Annotated in this window: 16 protein-coding genes and 1 pseudogene; 7 read left to right on the plus strand and 10 right to left on the minus strand. The window is 59.7% G+C overall.

Features of this window, described 5'->3' with window-relative positions:
* Positions 1–111: 111 nt before the first annotated feature.
* Positions 112–780, minus strand: a complete 669-nt coding sequence (locus SLW74_RS26210) for a hypothetical protein (protein ID WP_410930578.1) — start codon at positions 778–780, stop codon at positions 112–114.
* Between the two features lie 410 nt (positions 781–1,190).
* On the opposite strand from SLW74_RS26210, the gene SLW74_RS26215 reads away from it, so the two are divergent.
* Both SLW74_RS26215 and SLW74_RS26220 read left to right on the plus strand, forming a co-directional pair.
* A complete protein-coding gene (locus SLW74_RS26215; RefSeq protein ID WP_065987575.1) occupies positions 1,191–2,396 on the plus strand; it encodes an MFS transporter in 1,206 nt (401 codons plus the stop codon).
* A 3-nt stretch (positions 2,397–2,399) separates the two neighbouring features.
* Positions 2,400–2,867, plus strand: a complete 468-nt coding sequence (locus SLW74_RS26220; protein WP_296309416.1) for a metallophosphoesterase family protein — start codon at positions 2,400–2,402, stop codon at positions 2,865–2,867.
* A 16-nt stretch (positions 2,868–2,883) separates the two neighbouring features.
* On the opposite strand, the gene SLW74_RS26225 is transcribed toward SLW74_RS26220, so the two are convergent.
* Complete coding sequence (locus SLW74_RS26225; protein ID WP_065987573.1) at positions 2,884–3,675, minus strand: substrate-binding domain-containing protein; 792 nt, start codon at positions 3,673–3,675, stop codon at positions 2,884–2,886.
* On the opposite strand from SLW74_RS26225, the gene SLW74_RS26230 reads away from it, so the two are divergent.
* A complete protein-coding gene (locus SLW74_RS26230; RefSeq protein WP_410930610.1) occupies positions 3,610–3,864 on the plus strand; it encodes a hypothetical protein in 255 nt (84 codons plus the stop codon). The genes SLW74_RS26225 and SLW74_RS26230 overlap by 66 nt on opposite strands.
* On the opposite strand, the gene SLW74_RS26235 is transcribed toward SLW74_RS26230, so the two are convergent.
* Positions 3,849–4,727 (minus strand): methyl-accepting chemotaxis protein, encoded by an 879-nt coding sequence (locus SLW74_RS26235; RefSeq protein WP_410930608.1) that lies wholly within the window; start codon positions 4,725–4,727, stop codon positions 3,849–3,851. The genes SLW74_RS26230 and SLW74_RS26235 overlap by 16 nt on opposite strands.
* Positions 4,704–5,843, minus strand: a pseudogene (locus SLW74_RS26240) (methyl-accepting chemotaxis protein); the annotation flags it as partial. The pseudogene SLW74_RS26240 and the gene SLW74_RS26235, both read right to left, overlap by 24 nt.
* Before the next feature lie 303 nt (positions 5,844–6,146).
* Between SLW74_RS26240 and SLW74_RS26245 the strand changes: the two are divergent.
* Positions 6,147–7,322 (plus strand): acyltransferase family protein, encoded by a 1,176-nt coding sequence (locus tag SLW74_RS26245; RefSeq protein ID WP_410930579.1) that lies wholly within the window; start codon positions 6,147–6,149, stop codon positions 7,320–7,322.
* A 23-nt stretch (positions 7,323–7,345) separates the two neighbouring features.
* Here SLW74_RS26245 and SLW74_RS26250 read toward each other — a convergent pair whose 3' ends face one another.
* Both SLW74_RS26250 and SLW74_RS26255 read right to left on the minus strand, forming a co-directional pair.
* Positions 7,346–8,584: a TIGR03862 family flavoprotein gene (locus tag SLW74_RS26250; RefSeq protein WP_192132912.1), complete on the minus strand. Its 1,239-nt coding sequence runs from the start codon at positions 8,582–8,584 to the stop codon at positions 7,346–7,348.
* A gap of 195 nt (positions 8,585–8,779) precedes the next feature.
* Positions 8,780–9,697, minus strand: coding sequence for a histone deacetylase (locus tag SLW74_RS26255; RefSeq protein WP_065987569.1), 918 nt, complete (start codon positions 9,695–9,697; stop codon positions 8,780–8,782).
* Between the two features lie 127 nt (positions 9,698–9,824).
* On the opposite strand from SLW74_RS26255, the gene SLW74_RS26260 reads away from it, so the two are divergent.
* From SLW74_RS26260 to SLW74_RS26270, 3 genes are all read left to right on the plus strand, one after another.
* Entirely contained in the window at positions 9,825–10,388 is a 564-nt protein-coding gene (locus tag SLW74_RS26260; protein WP_065987568.1) for a GNAT family N-acetyltransferase, read from the plus strand.
* A 128-nt stretch (positions 10,389–10,516) separates the two neighbouring features.
* Positions 10,517–11,386 (plus strand): acyl-CoA thioesterase II, encoded by an 870-nt coding sequence (gene tesB, locus SLW74_RS26265; protein WP_065987567.1) that lies wholly within the window; start codon positions 10,517–10,519, stop codon positions 11,384–11,386.
* Positions 11,383–11,979, plus strand: a complete 597-nt coding sequence (locus SLW74_RS26270) for an HAD family hydrolase (RefSeq protein ID WP_410930580.1) — start codon at positions 11,383–11,385, stop codon at positions 11,977–11,979. Before tesB ends, SLW74_RS26270 begins: the two co-directional genes overlap by 4 nt.
* A 348-nt stretch (positions 11,980–12,327) precedes the next feature.
* Here SLW74_RS26270 and SLW74_RS26275 read toward each other — a convergent pair whose 3' ends face one another.
* From SLW74_RS26275 to SLW74_RS26290, 4 genes are all read right to left on the minus strand, one after another.
* A complete protein-coding gene (locus SLW74_RS26275) occupies positions 12,328–13,317 on the minus strand; it encodes a hypothetical protein (protein WP_065987565.1) in 990 nt (329 codons plus the stop codon).
* Between the two features lie 4 nt (positions 13,318–13,321).
* Positions 13,322–14,206, minus strand: coding sequence for a neutral zinc metallopeptidase (locus SLW74_RS26280; protein WP_410930581.1), 885 nt, complete (start codon positions 14,204–14,206; stop codon positions 13,322–13,324).
* A gap of 226 nt (positions 14,207–14,432) precedes the next feature.
* Positions 14,433–14,603, minus strand: a complete 171-nt coding sequence (locus SLW74_RS26285) for a hypothetical protein (protein WP_167355777.1) — start codon at positions 14,601–14,603, stop codon at positions 14,433–14,435.
* 248 nt (positions 14,604–14,851) lie between these two features.
* Positions 14,852–15,238, minus strand: coding sequence for a hypothetical protein (locus SLW74_RS26290; RefSeq protein ID WP_410930582.1), 387 nt, complete (start codon positions 15,236–15,238; stop codon positions 14,852–14,854).
* Positions 15,239–15,522 lie beyond the last annotated feature (284 nt).

The following is a 15,522-nucleotide window of genomic DNA, read 5'->3' on the forward strand; positions in this document are numbered from 1 at the left end:
GGCGCCCCCAAAGGGGATGGCTATGTCGGGCCTCAGAGCAAAACGTTTGGTTTTTTTGGGGGCGGTGGGCCCCCGGCCCCAGGCCGCCCGCCCAATACGCAGGCGCCGGGTTTAGAGGCTGGTTTCCATGGCCTCGGCGACGGCACGAGGTCTGGCTTTGACGGGCATGGAAATCTGCAATTCGGTGAACTCGTCAAAGCGCGAAAGCTCGCGGCGCAGTTCAAGGATGTAATCCAGCGCGCCGCTCAGGCAGATGCTGTAGGCCAGCAATTCGACGCCTTCTTCGACAGTGGTTTTCGCCAGTCGCGCGTAGCCGCCCTGAAGGATGCCGTGCCACAGCGAGCCCATGCCGAAGAGTCGCGAGAAGATCAGCACCAACAGGCCCGCCATGACGAAACCGAAGGCCGGGCGCACTGAAAAACGAGCCAACCCCGAGACCACGTCGCGCCACGCGTTCCTGTAACCCAATGCCTTATAGACGCAGGTACCAGCCGTCAGCAGTGCAGGCCACAGCCAGAAACTGTGACTGATCGGGTCAAACAACCCGTCCAGCTCACGGATCAGCATGCAGGCGAAGAAGCCGCCAATCAGGATGCCAACGCCACGTTGCCCTGGCTGACGCGCCGAAAGCCAGAACACACCGGCGATGAGCGCCAGCATGACTTCCTGACTGACCTCGGTGAACGAGGTTTCGAGAATGTCGGTCTTGGCGACAAAGATGTCGATGAACACCATGCCGATACTGAAGAGCGTCAGCGTTAGCATGACGGCGAAACGCATCAGTGCTGACTTAACAAGTTGTAGATCGTTATTCACACGTTTTTCACTGTTGAGCGGGTATTAAGGCCGGGACTCTAAAGAACTTTTCCGGGTTAGCCAAACGGCCGCTTAGTGCTCTCCTTTAGTTATTCTTCCATTCAGTAACAGTCTTTTGCGGTATCCGGTATTGCGGTTTTTTAAATCTGCCCTGTTGGCCTGATTGTTCTCTCAATATTGTTGCGTTAGGGCGTTGATCCGCGCGAATGGGCGAGACGCACGCAAAGTCAAAGTGTTTAACCTGATGATGAATATTTTCACGCATACATCAAAACTGCCCTGAGCATGAGCCCCGATAACGCTTGCAGGTCTACCTTGCCTGGCCGGTATCAGCGACACTGCGTGTCTTGTTTATACCGGTGCCCGGAGCGCTCATGTCTTTGCCTGCTTCTACCTCCACGCGCGACTTCATCTTCGCCGCCTGCGCGTTGCTCATTGCCATGGTCGGCACCACGCTGCCGACGCCGCTGTATGCCCTCTATCAACAGCGGCTCGGCTTCGACGCCAGCTGGCTGACAATCATTTTCTCGATCTACGCGGCGGGCGTTATCGCAGCGCTGCTGGCGGTGGGCAGCTGGTCCGATCAACTGGGGCGCAAGCCGTTGCTGCTGGCAGGGCTGGCAATGGGGGCGATCAGTGCGGTCATCTTTCTGTTCAGCGATTCGATTGGCGGCCTGCTGACAGGACGGCTCTTCTCCGGCTTCAGCGCGGGCATCATGACCGGCACGGCCACCGTGGCCGTCATCGAGCTGGCCCCCAAGACTTGGAAGAACGCCACGTTGGTGGCCACGGCCGCCAACATGTTCGGCCTCGGCATCGGGCCTCTGCTCGCCGGCTACACCTCCCAGTTTCTGCCGGACGCGCTGCACTTGGTGTTCTACGTGCACTTGGGCATGCTCCTGCTGGCGACGGTCGGTATCGCGCTGATTCGCGAAACCGTGCAGCGTCCGGCGGTGCTGAAACTGGGCATTCAAAAGCCTTCCGTGCCGGCGTCCGTGCGCAGCGTGTTTATCTCCGCGTCCATCGCCGGACTGGCGGGTTTCAGCGTGGCAGGCCTGTTCACCAGCATGGTGCCGTCGGTGATGATTCACGTCATGCACGAGCAAGGCGGGCTGTTGATCGGCGCGGTCATCGGCTTGTTCTTCGTCGCGTCGATCATCGGCCAGGCGCTGCTGCAGGTGCTGCCGAAGGACCGGCATATGACCCTCGGTTGCGTCGGGCTGATTGTCGGCATGATCTGTCTGGGACTGAGCATTGCCACGTCGCAGTTGGGGCTGTTGATCGCGGCGGGTCTGGTGGCGGGTATCGGCCAGGGCATGATCCTGCGCGCCGGGATGGGCGCGGTCACCGCCAGCAGCCCGCCTGATCAGAAGGCTGCCGTGACGTCCGCCTTCTTCGTGGTGCTTTACGTGTCGATTTCGGTGCCGGTGGTGGCGGTGGGTTTCAGCGTGCGAGTGTTCGGGCTTGAGCATGTGGGCGAATTCTTTGCCTCGCTGGTGGCGGTGGTTGCCTTGCTGGCGATGATCAGCATGAAACGCGTGCAGTCCAGACAGGCCGCTCTGTCGGCGTCCGGGAGCTGAGCAATGAGCGTCAAAATCGGCTTGATCTCGGACACCCACGGTCTGCTGCGCCCTCAGGCACTGGAGGCGTTGCAGGGCTGCGATTACCTGATCCACGGCGGCGACATCGGCAAGCCGGAAATCCTCGACGCGTTGAAGGCCATCGCGCCGCTGACGGTGGTGCGAGGCAACAACGACACCGATGACGCCTGGGCTTGCGACGTGCCCTATGAGGCGGTTTTGCGGATTGGCGACGTAGGGATTTACACCACGCACATACTGGCCGACGTACCGAAATCGCTGCCGGAGGGGATACGCGTGGTGGTCACCGGGCACTCACACCGACCCTTGCAGCAGACGCGCGATGGCGTGCTGTTCATCAACCCGGGCAGCGCCGGGCCGCGTCGCTTCAAGTTGCCGATCACGGTGGGTCTGCTGCACATCGACGGCGATGAGGTGCGCGGCGAGTTGATCGAGCTGGCGCTCAAATAAGCCGCCGGGCATCCAGCTACTTCGCGATCGGGTCCAGGCCACTGGCTTTGATGGCCGGCGCCGCTGCCGATGAACTCAGGAATTCCAGAAACTGTTTCGCCTGTTCAGGGTGTTTGCTCTGAGTGACGACGCCTGCGGAGTAGAGGGTCATCTGCTGCGCCTGGTCGGGGATCAGGCCGATGATGTCGATACCGTCCACCGGCTTGAGCTCGCTCAGCTGTTGAAAGCCAATCTCGGCGTCTCCCCGTGCCACGACTTCGCCGACGGGCTCGGCGGGGATCATGCGGCTTTTGCTCTGGATCCGGTCGGCGATGTGCATCTGACTGAACAGCACACGGGACAGGTACACGCCGCTGGCGCTGTCCGAGTACGCAATGCTTTTAGTGTCCAGCAGGGTCTGCTTGAAGGCTTCCATGGTGCTGATGTCAGGGTGCGGCGCACCATGACGCACGGCCATGGCGATGTAGGATTTGCCCAGATCGACGCGGGTTTTCGGATCGACCTTGCCGTCCTTGATCAACTTGTCCAGCGCTGCACCGACCATCAACACCACGTCGGCCGGCTCATGGCGGGCCAGTCGGTTGGGAATGGCCTGGGGCGTCGCGCCCATTGACGGCGCGACTTCGCCCTGCAGCTTCACACCGGCGCGCTGTTCGTAATCGGGGGCTACTGCTTTGAACGCGCCCATGATTCCGCCGGAACTCAGCACGATCAGCTGGACAGGTGCAGGTGCCGTGGCGGCATGGGAGAAGGCGACTGGAACGAGGGAGAGGGCAGCACTGAGGAGATAAGGCAACATTCTTTTCATGGAGATAAACCCGGCGTTGGAGATGAATATGACGAAATAAAACAGCGCGGGCAGTATGTGGCAATTGTAGGATCAGTAAATCCCTTTCTTGCCAACGCACCCGCGCTGTTCGTCTTCAACCCCTTGCACCGCCTGCGCCGGACGGCTTTTCGTCCGACGCAGATAAAACCGGTTTACACCTTGAAGTGACTGACCAGCATTTGCAGCTGATTGCCCAGTCGTGCGAGTTCGACGCTTGAAGCGGCGGTTTCTTCGCTGGCGGCAGCCGTCTGTTCAGACACGTCGCGCACGTTGACGATACTGCGGCTGATCTCTTCGGCCACCGAGCTTTGCTGCTCGGCAGCTGCCGCGATCTGCTGGTTCATGGCCTGAATGTTCGACACCGTCTGGGTAATGCTTTCCAGCGACGTCCCGGCCTTGCGGGTCAGGGTAACCGAGCTGTCAGTCAGGTTGCGGCTGCTGAGCATGATCTCCGACACCTGGCGTGTGCCGTTTTGCAGTGCGGCGACCAGGCCTTCGATCTCTTCGGTGGATTGCTGAGTGCGTTGCGCCAGGCCACGGACCTCATCGGCGACCACGGCAAAACCGCGACCGGCTTCACCGGCACGGGCCGCCTCGATTGCCGCGTTAAGGGCCAGCAGATTGGTCTGCTCGGCAACGGCTTTGATCACGTCCATGACCTTGCCGATCTTGTCGCTTTCCTGTTCCAGCACGAACATCGCGTCAGTGGAACGGACCACTTCACTGGCCAGTTTCTCGATCTGTATGATCGCTTCGCCCACCACTTTGTCGCCTTCCCGTGCCTGCTTGTCAGCGGCGGAGGCGGCAACCGATGCCTGCTCGGCGTTGCGCGCGACCTCGTGAACAGTGGCTGACATCTCGTGCATCGCGGTGGCGACCTGGTCGGTTTCGACTTTCTGGCTGTTGACCCCGGCGCTGGTCTGTTCGGTCACCGCCGACAGCTCTTCAGCAGCGCTGGCAATTTGCGTAACGCTGTCACGAATGCCACCGATCAATTCGCGCAGCGTGGCGCCCATGCGCTGGATGCCCATTTGCAGAACGCCCAGCTCATCTTTACGGGTCACGACCATGTTGTGGGACAAGTCGCCGGAGGCAATGCGATCAACGACAGCCAGGGTCTGCTGAAGCGGACGGGTGATCTGACGGGTAATGATGATCGCCGCCAAGGTGCCAAGGATCAGCGCCAGAAGCGTGCCGGCCAACTGCAGCATACGGGCTTGCTGAATGTCAGCCTGGCCCAAGGTGTTCTGCAGATCAGTGAGCTGTTGTGCCAGCTTGACGATGACACCCTGTTCCTCGGTCATCTCTGTGCGCGCAGCATTGATATTGCCAGTGGCGAGCTTGAATCCCTGCACCGAGTTGCGATAGCCGATCAGCGCCGCTTCCAGCTGCTTCAGGCGCTCGGCCTGAGTACCGCCAAACATGGCGTTGAGTGGGGCGAGGCCGTCAAGGGCGACGGTCAGTTGGCGCATGGCCGCTTCCTCAGTTTTGGCCGAGACGCCGGCGGTGTAGCCGCGCACTTCGTAGCGCACCAGCATCACGTCTTCGCGGGCTTTAATGACGGCCTGGTACTGCTCGGAACGACGTTCATCCGTAGGGTCGAGCTTCATCACATCATCGTTGATCGCGGCAATCAGCTCCGCTGCTTTTACCGCGTCGACGCCCATGCTATCGCGCACCCCGGCGCTCGCCTGGTAGGCCTCGCGCATTTTTTTCAACGAGGTCTCATAAGCGCTGAGTTGCTCGCCCATCGTTTTGATGAGCGGCACATTCTGTGGGTTAGTGAACGTTTTTTGCAGAAATTGCTGCTGCGCCTTGAATGCGTCGAGCGCGGTCTGAACGCTTCGCGCGGCCACTTCGTCGCCGTTGCTGAGCATATATTGCAGGCGCGTCACCCGCAGGTCTGTGAGCTTCTGGCTGAGCTTGGTGATATCACCCACCCATTGGCTGCGCAAGCTCATCTGGCCCAAGCTGTTCCAGCCCACCAGGGCCAGCAGGGCAGTCAGTACAAGCACGACGCCGAAGCCGAGGGCTAGCTTCTTGTTGACGCTGATATTGGCCATCCAGTTGTTCATTCCATTTCTCCAGAATCCGTAATATTTGAAATCGTCAGCTGGAGGTTTTTTGTTATGGAGCCAGCAAAACATTCATGTGTACGAGTGCATCGGCAGGTTCGCGAGAATCTGAAACCGATGTAGGAATTGTCCGACAGTCGACGGCGAGGCTGGCAGCAAAGTATTGACGGGTGTCGTTGCTGCTGCGACCAGAAATCCTCAAAGTGACTCATTGGTCACGACTGACAAACGCTGGCGTCAATCTTTGCGCCGTCGGATGTACCGGACATGAAATATTTCAACTGTTGATAAGCCGGCCAGCCCCCTACCGTGTAAAGGCCGCGAGAATTCGCGGCCGCCAAAGGCGTTTTCTCACTCAGGACGGGGCGGTGGGCCATGGGATCAGTTCAGCGATTTACGACGCTCGACAGCTTCAGGGGCGTGTTCGCCTTGCTGGTGGTGTTCTACCACCTGCATGTCGTGGGCGCTTTCATCGAGCTGCCGTTTTTCCGCAGAGCTGACATCCTGCTTAACTTCTTCTTCGTGCTCAGCGGTTTTGTTCTGGCCCACTCGTATGGGCTGAAGCCGCAGTTCGGTTTCAAGCGTTTCGTCATCTCGCGCCTGTTCCGCCTGTACCCGCTGCACGTGGTGATGCTGTTGGTGTTTATTGGCTTCGAAGGCGTGCGTTGGGCGGCCTGGAAGAAAGGCTTCACCCTCAACAACGTGCCGTTCACCGGGCTGTTCGACCCGATAGAGATCCTGCCCAATCTGCTGCTGGTGCAAGCCTGGACGCCGCTCACTGAGACCATGTCGTTCAACTACCCGTCATGGAGCATCAGCATCGAGTTCTACATCTACATGCTCTTTGGCGCCCTGTGCCTGCTTTCGCTGAGAAGCCGTTTCGCGACGTTTGCCTGCGTGGCCGTCGTCGCGTTCACGATGATCTTCACCGAAAACGAGCCGCTGGTCTGGCGTGCGATGCTGGGTCTGTCCTGCTTCTTCGCCGGCAACATCACGTACTTGGCCTACTTGCTGGTTCGCGACCGATTCGTGCCGGTGCGCTGGCTGATGACGGTGTTCGAAGTGGCGCTGACAGGCACCACGTACTGGATGGTGATGAACGACTACAGCGACCGCTCGCCCATCGCCAGTCTGACGTTCTGCGTGCTGGTGCTGGTGTTCGCGTTCGAGGCCGGGCTGGTATCGACGTTCCTGAAAACCGCGGTGTTCAGGCTGCTGGGCAAATTGTCGTACTCCATCTACATGACCCACGCTGCGCTGCTGTTTTGCCTGTCGACGGTGTTCATCGTGGCGCAGAAGCTCACGCGCCGCGACCTGGCGCCTATGATCAATGGTCAGCGGTTCATGGACACCGGGTCAGAGCTGGGCAACAACGCGCTGGTGGTCGCCGTCACCCTCGTGGCGATCGGCCTGGCTGCCTTGGCTCACACGTACATCGAACTGAAGGGCGTCGCGTTGGGCAAACGGATGGTCGGGCCTTCGCAGGGCAAGGCGCCGGTCAATCAGGGGCTTGGTGGTAGCTTGAAGCCGCAGGTCGATCGCGCGGCGTGAATCCGTAAGGGTTGCGCTGAGCCTTACTCGCGGCGCAACCAGTCAACCATTCCCAGCCCTGCCGCGCGGCCGCTGGCGAAACAGGCGGTGAGCAAATAGCCGCCGGTGGGCGCCTCCCAGTCGAGCATCTCGCCGGCGCAGAACACGCCGGGCAGCGACGGGATCATCAATTGCTCGTTCAGCGCTTCGAACCTCACCCCGCCCGCCGTGCTGATGGCCTCATCCAGCGGGCGCGGCTTGATCAGTGGCAGCGGCAAGGTCTTGATCGCCATCGCGAGCAGGGCCGGATCAGCGAATGTCGTCGCGGGGGTGAGCTCACGCAACAGCGCCGCCTTCACGCCGTCGAGCCCTAACTGACTGTGCAGATGCTTGGACATCGAACGTGAACCGCGCGGTTTGCTCAGGGCCTTTTGCACCTCGGCGATGGTCTTGCCGGGCAGCAAATCAATCTCGACCGTGGCCGAGCCTGATCGATTGATCGCCTCGCGGATCTGCGCGGACAGCGCGTAAACGAGGCTGCCCTCCACGCCTGTCTGGGTGATTACGCATTCGCCCAGTCGAAGGGTGTGCCCCTCCAGGCCCATCGCGATGTTTTTCAGCGGCGCGCCGGCGAACTTGCTGAGCAGCAGTTCGCTCCAGGCCGAGACCTCAAACCCGCAATTGGCAGCCTGCAGCGGCGCGATCCTGACTCCGCGGTGTTCAAGCAGCGGTACCCACGCGCCGTCCGAGCCCAGCCGCGACCAGCTTGCCCCGCCCAATGCCAGCAACGTGGCGGCAGGGCGCAGGGCAAGTTCACCTTCAGGGCCGGCGATCCGCAGCGTATTGTCGGCATTCCAGCCCATCCATCGGTGACGGGTGTGGATAACTACGCCGGACTCCCGCAGCCGCTTGAGCCAGGCGCGCAGCAGTGGCGCGGCTTTCATGTCAGTGGGGAACACGCGGCCCGAACTGCCGACGAAGGTCTGGATGCCCAAGCCGTGAATCCACTCGCACAGCGCTTCGGCGCCGAAGCTGCGCAGCATGGGCGCGATCAGCGGGGCGCGTTCGGCGTAGCGGGACACGAACGCAGGTGGCGGCTCGGAGTGGGTGATGTTCATGCCGCCCACGCCGGCCAGCAGGAACTTGCGCCCGACCGAGGGCATGGCGTCATAAAGATCCACCTTGAGCCCCGCCTGGCTCAGCACTTCAGCGGCCATCAGGCCGGCAGGGCCGCCGCCGATGATGGCGACTGTCTGGGTGCGTGAAGTGGCGGGTAGCGTCATGGCTAAGCGGACATTGGTTGAGTGAGGGGCGCGCATTCTACGCGAGCTTCGTGAAACGCAGCCACCCTGTGGAAAACTAATCGATCAAAAAACGTACAGTATTCTCCAGACCCAGTGTTATCAGGGGATCGTGGCCTTGCGCTCAGGTTATCCACAGGCGGTTCCACAGCGGATGTGGGTAAGTTCTGTGGTCAATCAAAGCCCGCGCTCCACCCACACCCGCTGCGCACTGTGGTGCAGAATGCCGTGCCGCCGGGCGAGTGCTTCGCGGTCCTTGCTGTAACCGCCGCCAATCACGCCCATCACCGGAATGTCGCGGCCCAGACAATGACGCATCACCGCCTCGTCACGGCGGGCAACCCCCGCGTCCGTCAGCTGTAGGTAACCCAACGCATCGTCCTTGTGCACATCCACGCCGGCGTCGTACAGCACCAGATCTGGCCGATACAGCGGCAGCAGGTAATTCAGCGTGTCGTCGACCACCTTCAGGTAATCGTCATCCCCCATGCCCATTGGCAGCGGAATATCCCAGTCACTTTGGGCCTTGCGCGCGGGAAAGTTCTTCTCGCAGTGCAGCGACACGGTGATCGCATCATCGGTGTGTTCGAGGATCCGCGCGGTGCCGTCGCCCTGATGCACGTCGCAGTCGAAAATCAGCACCCGGTCGACGCGTCCGCTGTGCAGCAGGTACTGACTGATGATCGCCAGGTCATTGAAGATGCAGAACCCGGCCGGGTAATCGTAATGGGCATGATGGGTGCCGCCGGCGAGGTGACAGGCCAGCCCGTGTTGCAGCGCCAGTTCCGCTGTCAGCAAAGAACCACCTACCGCCCGCACCGTACGTCGGGCCAGATCCTCGGTCCAGGGCAGGCCAAGACGACGTTGATCCTCGCGCGACAGCGCGCCTTCCATATAACGGCTGATGTAGCCGGGGTCATGGGCCAGCGCCAGGATGTCCGTTGGGCAGACCTGCGGGCGAAACAATTGAGCATCTGTTGTCAGGCCGCTGTCGATAAGGTGGTCGCGCAGAAGTCTGAACTTGTCCATCGGGAAGCGATGGTCCGGCGGAAAGTCCGGGCTGTAGTCTTCGTGGTAAATGAGGGGCAGGGGCATGGTGTGCACGCGTCTGGTTCGAAGGGGAATCTTGCCAGTTCTGACGACCACCGCACAGCGATTTGCCTGAGCGGGAGAATCGCCAGCCGGCGGGTAATTTGAAAGGCGAGGCACAGGGAGACGATCGATGGAGCCGATTCTTGAGCTCAACAGCGCACGCTTGTTGATGCGTCAATGGCGAGATGATGATTTGCCGGCTTTCGCGCAGATGTGCGCCGATCCCCAAGTGATGCGCCATTTCCCGCAGCCCTTGAGCCGCATGGAGAGCGCCAAGCTGATTGGCCGCGTGCGCGGGCATTTTGCCGAATACGGTTTTGGGTTCTGGGCCCTTGAGCGCAAGGACACCGGCGAATTCATCGGTTTCACCGGTTTGAGCGTGGTGGGCTTTGAAGCGGCGTTCACGCCTGCGGTGGAAATCGGCTGGCGCCTGGCTCGCGAGCATTGGGGCCTGGGTTACGCCAGCGAAGCCGCGTGGACGGTGCTCGGCTGCGGTTTCGAGCACCTGGATCTGGATGAAATCGTGGCGTTCGCGGCGGTCAACAACCTGCCCTCGCAAAAGGTCATGCAGGCCATCGGCATGCGCAACGATCCGGCCGACAACTTCAATCATCCCAAATTGCCCGAGGGTCATCCCCTCAGGCCCCACGTGCTGTATCGCATCAACCGGCCAGGCTGGCTGGCGACCCTGTGATTCGCTGCGGGAATCGGGCTACAAACCTCTGTATCATTTCGTCCCACTTCCATCTGCGCCGACCTTCGGCGCCCATGGCCTGATTGATGCGATGACGGTCGGCGAGACGACCGTGTGAGGAACCCTGAATGAGTCACGTGCTGGATGATCTGGTGTCGCTGTTGAGCCTGGAGCCGATCGAAGAAAACCTCTTTCGCGGGCGCAGCCAGGACCTTGGCTTTCCCCAGCTGTTTGGCGGTCAGGTGCTGGGGCAGTCGCTGTCGGCGGCGAGCAAGACGGTCGAAGACGCGCGCCATGTGCATTCATTGCATGGCTATTTTTTGCGCCCCGGCGACGCGCACCTGCCGGTGGTGTACCAGGTCGACCGGGTCCGTGACGGCGGCAGTTTCAGCACGCGCCGGGTGACGGCGATTCAGAAGGGGCAGCCGATCTTCACCTGCAGCGCGTCGTTCCAGTACGACGAAGAGGGCTTCGAGCACCAGACTCAGATGCCACAGGTGGTCGGCCCCGAGAGCCTGCCGTCGGAGCTTGAACTGATGCGTCAGCGCGAGCACCTCATCCCCGAGCACATGAAGGACAAGCTGCTGTGCCCCAAGCCCATCGAATTCCGCCCGGTCACCGAGTCTGATCCCTACAATCCCAAGCCTGCGGACCCAGTGAAGTATGTGTGGTTTCGCGCAGACGGCACGTTGCCCGACATCCCCGCGTTGCACCGCTACATGCTCGCCTACGCCTCGGATTTCAATCTGTTGACCACGTCGCTGCTGCCCCACGGCAGGACGGTCTGGCAGAAGGACATGCAGATCGCCAGCCTTGATCACTCGCTGTGGTTCCACGGCGAACTGCGCGCCGACGACTGGCTGCTCTATGCCATGGACAGTCCATGGGCCGGCAATGCGCGCGGATTTTCCCGCGGAAGCGTGTTCAACCGCGCGGGCAAGCTCGTGGCTTCCGTCACTCAGGAAGGTTTGATTCGCCACCGCAAGGATTGGTCATGAGCCTTAAACAGGTACGCCACTGGGTATTCGACATGGACGGCACGCTGACTGTCGCCGCCCATGATTTTCCGGCCATTAAACGGGCGCTGGATATCCCGCAGGAAGACGACATCCTCGGGCATCTCGCTGCGTTGCCGGCCAACGTCGCAGCGGCCAAACATGCCTGGCTGCTGGAGCACGAGCGCGCGGTGGCGATTGAGTCCAAACCCGCGACGGGGGCTGTCGAGTTGGTGAGGGAGCTGGCAGGGCGGGGGTATCGTCTGGGCATCCTGACCCGTAATGCCCGGGAGCTTGCTCACGTGACACTGGAAGCCATCGGCATCGCGGACTGCTTTGCGGTGGACGACGTGCTCGGTCGCGACGAAGCGGCGCCGAAACCCGATCCGGGAGGCCTGCTGAAGCTGGCCCAAGCGTGGAATGTGAAGCCGTCGGACATGGTGATGGTGGGTGACTATCAGTTCGACCTGGCCTGCGGTCGCGCAGCTGGGAGTCAGACCGTGCTGGTCAATCTGCCGGACAACCCGTGGCCGGAGTTGACCGATTGGCATGCGGCGGATTGCGCGGCGTTAAGAAAGATGATTGAAGTGAAATAGGACGCGCATTCAAATAGTAGGACCGGCTTTAGCCGGGAAAGCGGCAGGCAATTCACCACAAAATTAGTGGTGCCCACGCTGGCCTCTTCCCGACTGAAGCCGGTCCTACTGACGGATTGCGTTTAAAGAGTAGGACCGGCTTTAGCCGGGAAAGCGTCAGGCAATTCACCACAAAATTAGTGGTATACGCACCGGCCTTTTCCCGGCTAAAGCGGATCCTGCTGTCTGATTACGTTTAAAGAGTAGGACCGGCTTTAGCCGGGAAAGCGTCAGGCAATTCACTACAAAATGAGTGGTGTACGCACCGGCCTCTTCCCGCTTAAAGCAGGTCCTGCTAGCGCAGTGCTCTCAATTCGCCTTGAACAACGCCGTCTGACCTTCAGGTGAAGTGAACATCGCTTCGCCGTTATGCCCGACGTTTTTCACTTCCACCAAGCGCTGATTCAAGCCTTCCGGATGACGCTTGGTCAGGTAATCGAAGTAGTTGTGACCACGGGCCAGACGCTGAGGCCCCTGTGCTTCGGCGCCACAATCCTTGTCCAGCGCCGGGTGCTCCGGATCGGTGTCCAGTTCGCCCAGCAGGTAAGTAATGTCGCGCTTCACGTAAGCAGCCTCAAGCTCGGCCGGTGTTTCCTTGCCGGCATAGGCTGGCAGTTTGTTAAGACCGTACTTCCAAGTGTCAAAGGTCGGGCAGCTCGCCGCATCGACCGGCAGCGGCCGGGTCGCGTCGAAATACGCATAAGAAGACGGATTGGCGATCACATAGCGCAGCTTGATGCCTTCCTTCTTCAGCAACGCATCCTCCTTGCCGCCGATCATCGCGTAACGCTGCACCACCTGAGCACCGCCGGAATGGCCAGCGATCACAATCTCCTTCAGATTCGGGAACAGCTTGCTGTCGCTCAGACGCTTGAGGATGTGATCGATGACCACAAACGAGCTGACTGGCTTGGGGCCCAACGACTTTTCGCCTGCCATCCAGTCATTGGCGTGCCAGCGCAACACCGATTCGGGCAGGCGGTGCTGTGAAATGTCTTTCTCATCGAGAAATTGCGGCGCGATCAACAGCGTTTTCGAGCGCTGATGCGACTGGTTGGCCGCGCGCTCGACGCTGCGCAGGTAGGTTTGCGCGTTGCGCAGCCGACCGTGAAAGACAATGACAACCCGCTGGACCTGCGGGCTTGGACGAACCCAGCTCTGACTCAGGCCGAGCGTGGCCTGGGTCGTCCCGTTGATCTGAAGCCGGTCGGGGCTGATGGATTTAACCGCCTGATCCGCCGCATGAGCATTGAGGCTCATCAGGGTGCCCAACAACAGGATCGAAAGCGGTTTCATCATGTGATCAGAGGCTCTTGGCGGCGAATGTATCGCATTGGTTGATTTGTCCTGCGGCAAAACCTGTCTTGAACCAGCGCACGCGCTGAGCAGAAGTGCCGTGGGTAAACGAGTCTGGCACGACCCGGCCCTGACCCTGTTGCTGCAAGCGGTCGTCGCCAATGGCATTGGCGGCGTTCAGCGCCTCTTCAATATCACCCGGCTCCAGCCAGTTCAAACGCTTTTGTGCGTTGTTGGCCCAAACGCCTGCCAGGCAGTCAGCTTGCAGCTCCTGACGCACCAGCAAACCGTTGTCACCTTCCATTTTCATGCCGCGTTGGCGGGCGGCGTCAACTTTAGCCGAAACCCCCAGCAAGGTCTGCACATGATGGCCAACTTCGTGCGCAATCACGTACGCCTGAGCGAAATCTCCCGCCGCCTTGAAGCGCTGACTCATCTCACGGAAAAACTCCATGTCCAGATAAACGCGCTGGTCAGCCGGGCAATAGAACGGGCCGCTGGCCGATGAAGCCGAGCCACAGGCCGATTGCACCCGACCGCTGAACAGGATCAGCGTCGGCGCCTTGTACTGGCTCCCCATTTGCTGGAACACCTGCTGCCACGTGTCTTCGGTGTCGCCCAGGACAGCGCGCACGAAATCAGCCTGCTCGTCATTGGCCGGCGGCGCCTGGCGCGTTTGCGGGTTGACCGCGGCGGTCTGATCCGAACCCATCTGGCCGGTGATCTCACCCAGAATCCGCATCGGGTCCTGGCCGGTCAGCAGACCAATCGCGACGATGATCACGATCCCCCCAAGCCCCAACCCCTTGCCGCCAATGCGCATCCCGCCGCCCCCGGAATCGCCACGTGCGTCCACGACGTTGTCACTGCGACGTCCTTTTTTCCATAGCATGTGGGAATCCTCTTTTGGTCGTGTGGGAAGTGTAGACGGCGGGCGTGCGACGTCTGGTCTGCTGGACTAAGAGAGGAGAGGAGGGGGAATAGTTCGCGAATCGGTTCTTCAGAGGTGTTGCTCACCTGCAGAGCTGCTTGGTGGGGGTTGGCAGCATGGAACCTTATTTGTGTTTTTCAACCTGCGGAGAAGTAGACCCATGCCAAGGCAGCGCCCTCTGAGTGCGTCAATGAGGCGCGCGAAAATAGTAGAGCAGTCCGCTACTCACGCCGATGAGGATCATCGAGCCATAAATTATCCGCACTCCCCACAGCAGCCGGGGAGGCAGTTTGAGAAGTTTTTGCCTGGGAATGCGCTCCTGCCTCCAGAAGATTTCAGGTGCGACTGCGACCAGCATTACAAAGGTTTCCCTCATTCTTCGTCCGAAAAGACTGTCGCCGCAGACCGCTCTGTTCAATGAGAACATCTCGATATCACATAGGTAGTCTTCGATCTTTTCCAGGTATATGTAGAAGAATATATGGGAGCCACACAATGTGGGCGGCGGTGAGCAATAGTATGATGAGTGAGAGTAGTCCAGTCGGGATGTCATCCATCACGATGTCCATTCATAGAGATACTTTTCGGTCATTTTTGTCACTTCTCTCACTGTGCTGTGATAAAGGCATAACGCCCGATCATGCATACAAATACTGTATTTAGATTGATGTGGAGCCAGAGTATCCAGGCCCTTAAATGTGGTGGGACTCTTAAGTTTGCGTCTTTTGAAATATCTCCACGGAGGTACATCAAATTCGGAAAAGTAAGGAGGACAGTCACCATGTTCATGCGCATCTGTCTTCCGATAATGCCGTCGTCCCACATCCTTCGAGCATCAGATATGCATCTGCAGTCATTTAGATGGACTAGTTTCACATCTGATAGCAGTTCCTCCATAGTGGCTAACTTATTGAGCTGGAAGTAAATCATTATGATGATATTGGCGAATATGCTTCCAAATACCGCCATCACCCACCAGGCCTTCTCGAGCATAATCATTTTGTTAGCGAGGCCAATATAGCCAAGCAGGTACAGTTAACGAAAAGCCAGCTGTATATTCCCCAGATCCTCAATTTAAGCTGGAGAGGCACAGAGTGGTGAGCATTTTTTGTGATGTGGCCTCGCCGATACATTGCTTTGGGCAGCGTAATGACTGTAACTACCATGTTTAACCGCATTTGCCTGGCTATTAATCCTCCTTGCCAAAGGGCTTTGGTGTCACTGATGCACTTGCAGTGAGATAGTCGGTTTTCAAGATGGTTAATGTTTCGATAGGT

The organism is Pseudomonas sp. W5-36 (assembly GCF_046540455.1).
In the GTDB taxonomy this organism is placed as follows: Bacteria; Pseudomonadota; Gammaproteobacteria; order Pseudomonadales; family Pseudomonadaceae; genus Aquipseudomonas; species Aquipseudomonas graminis_B.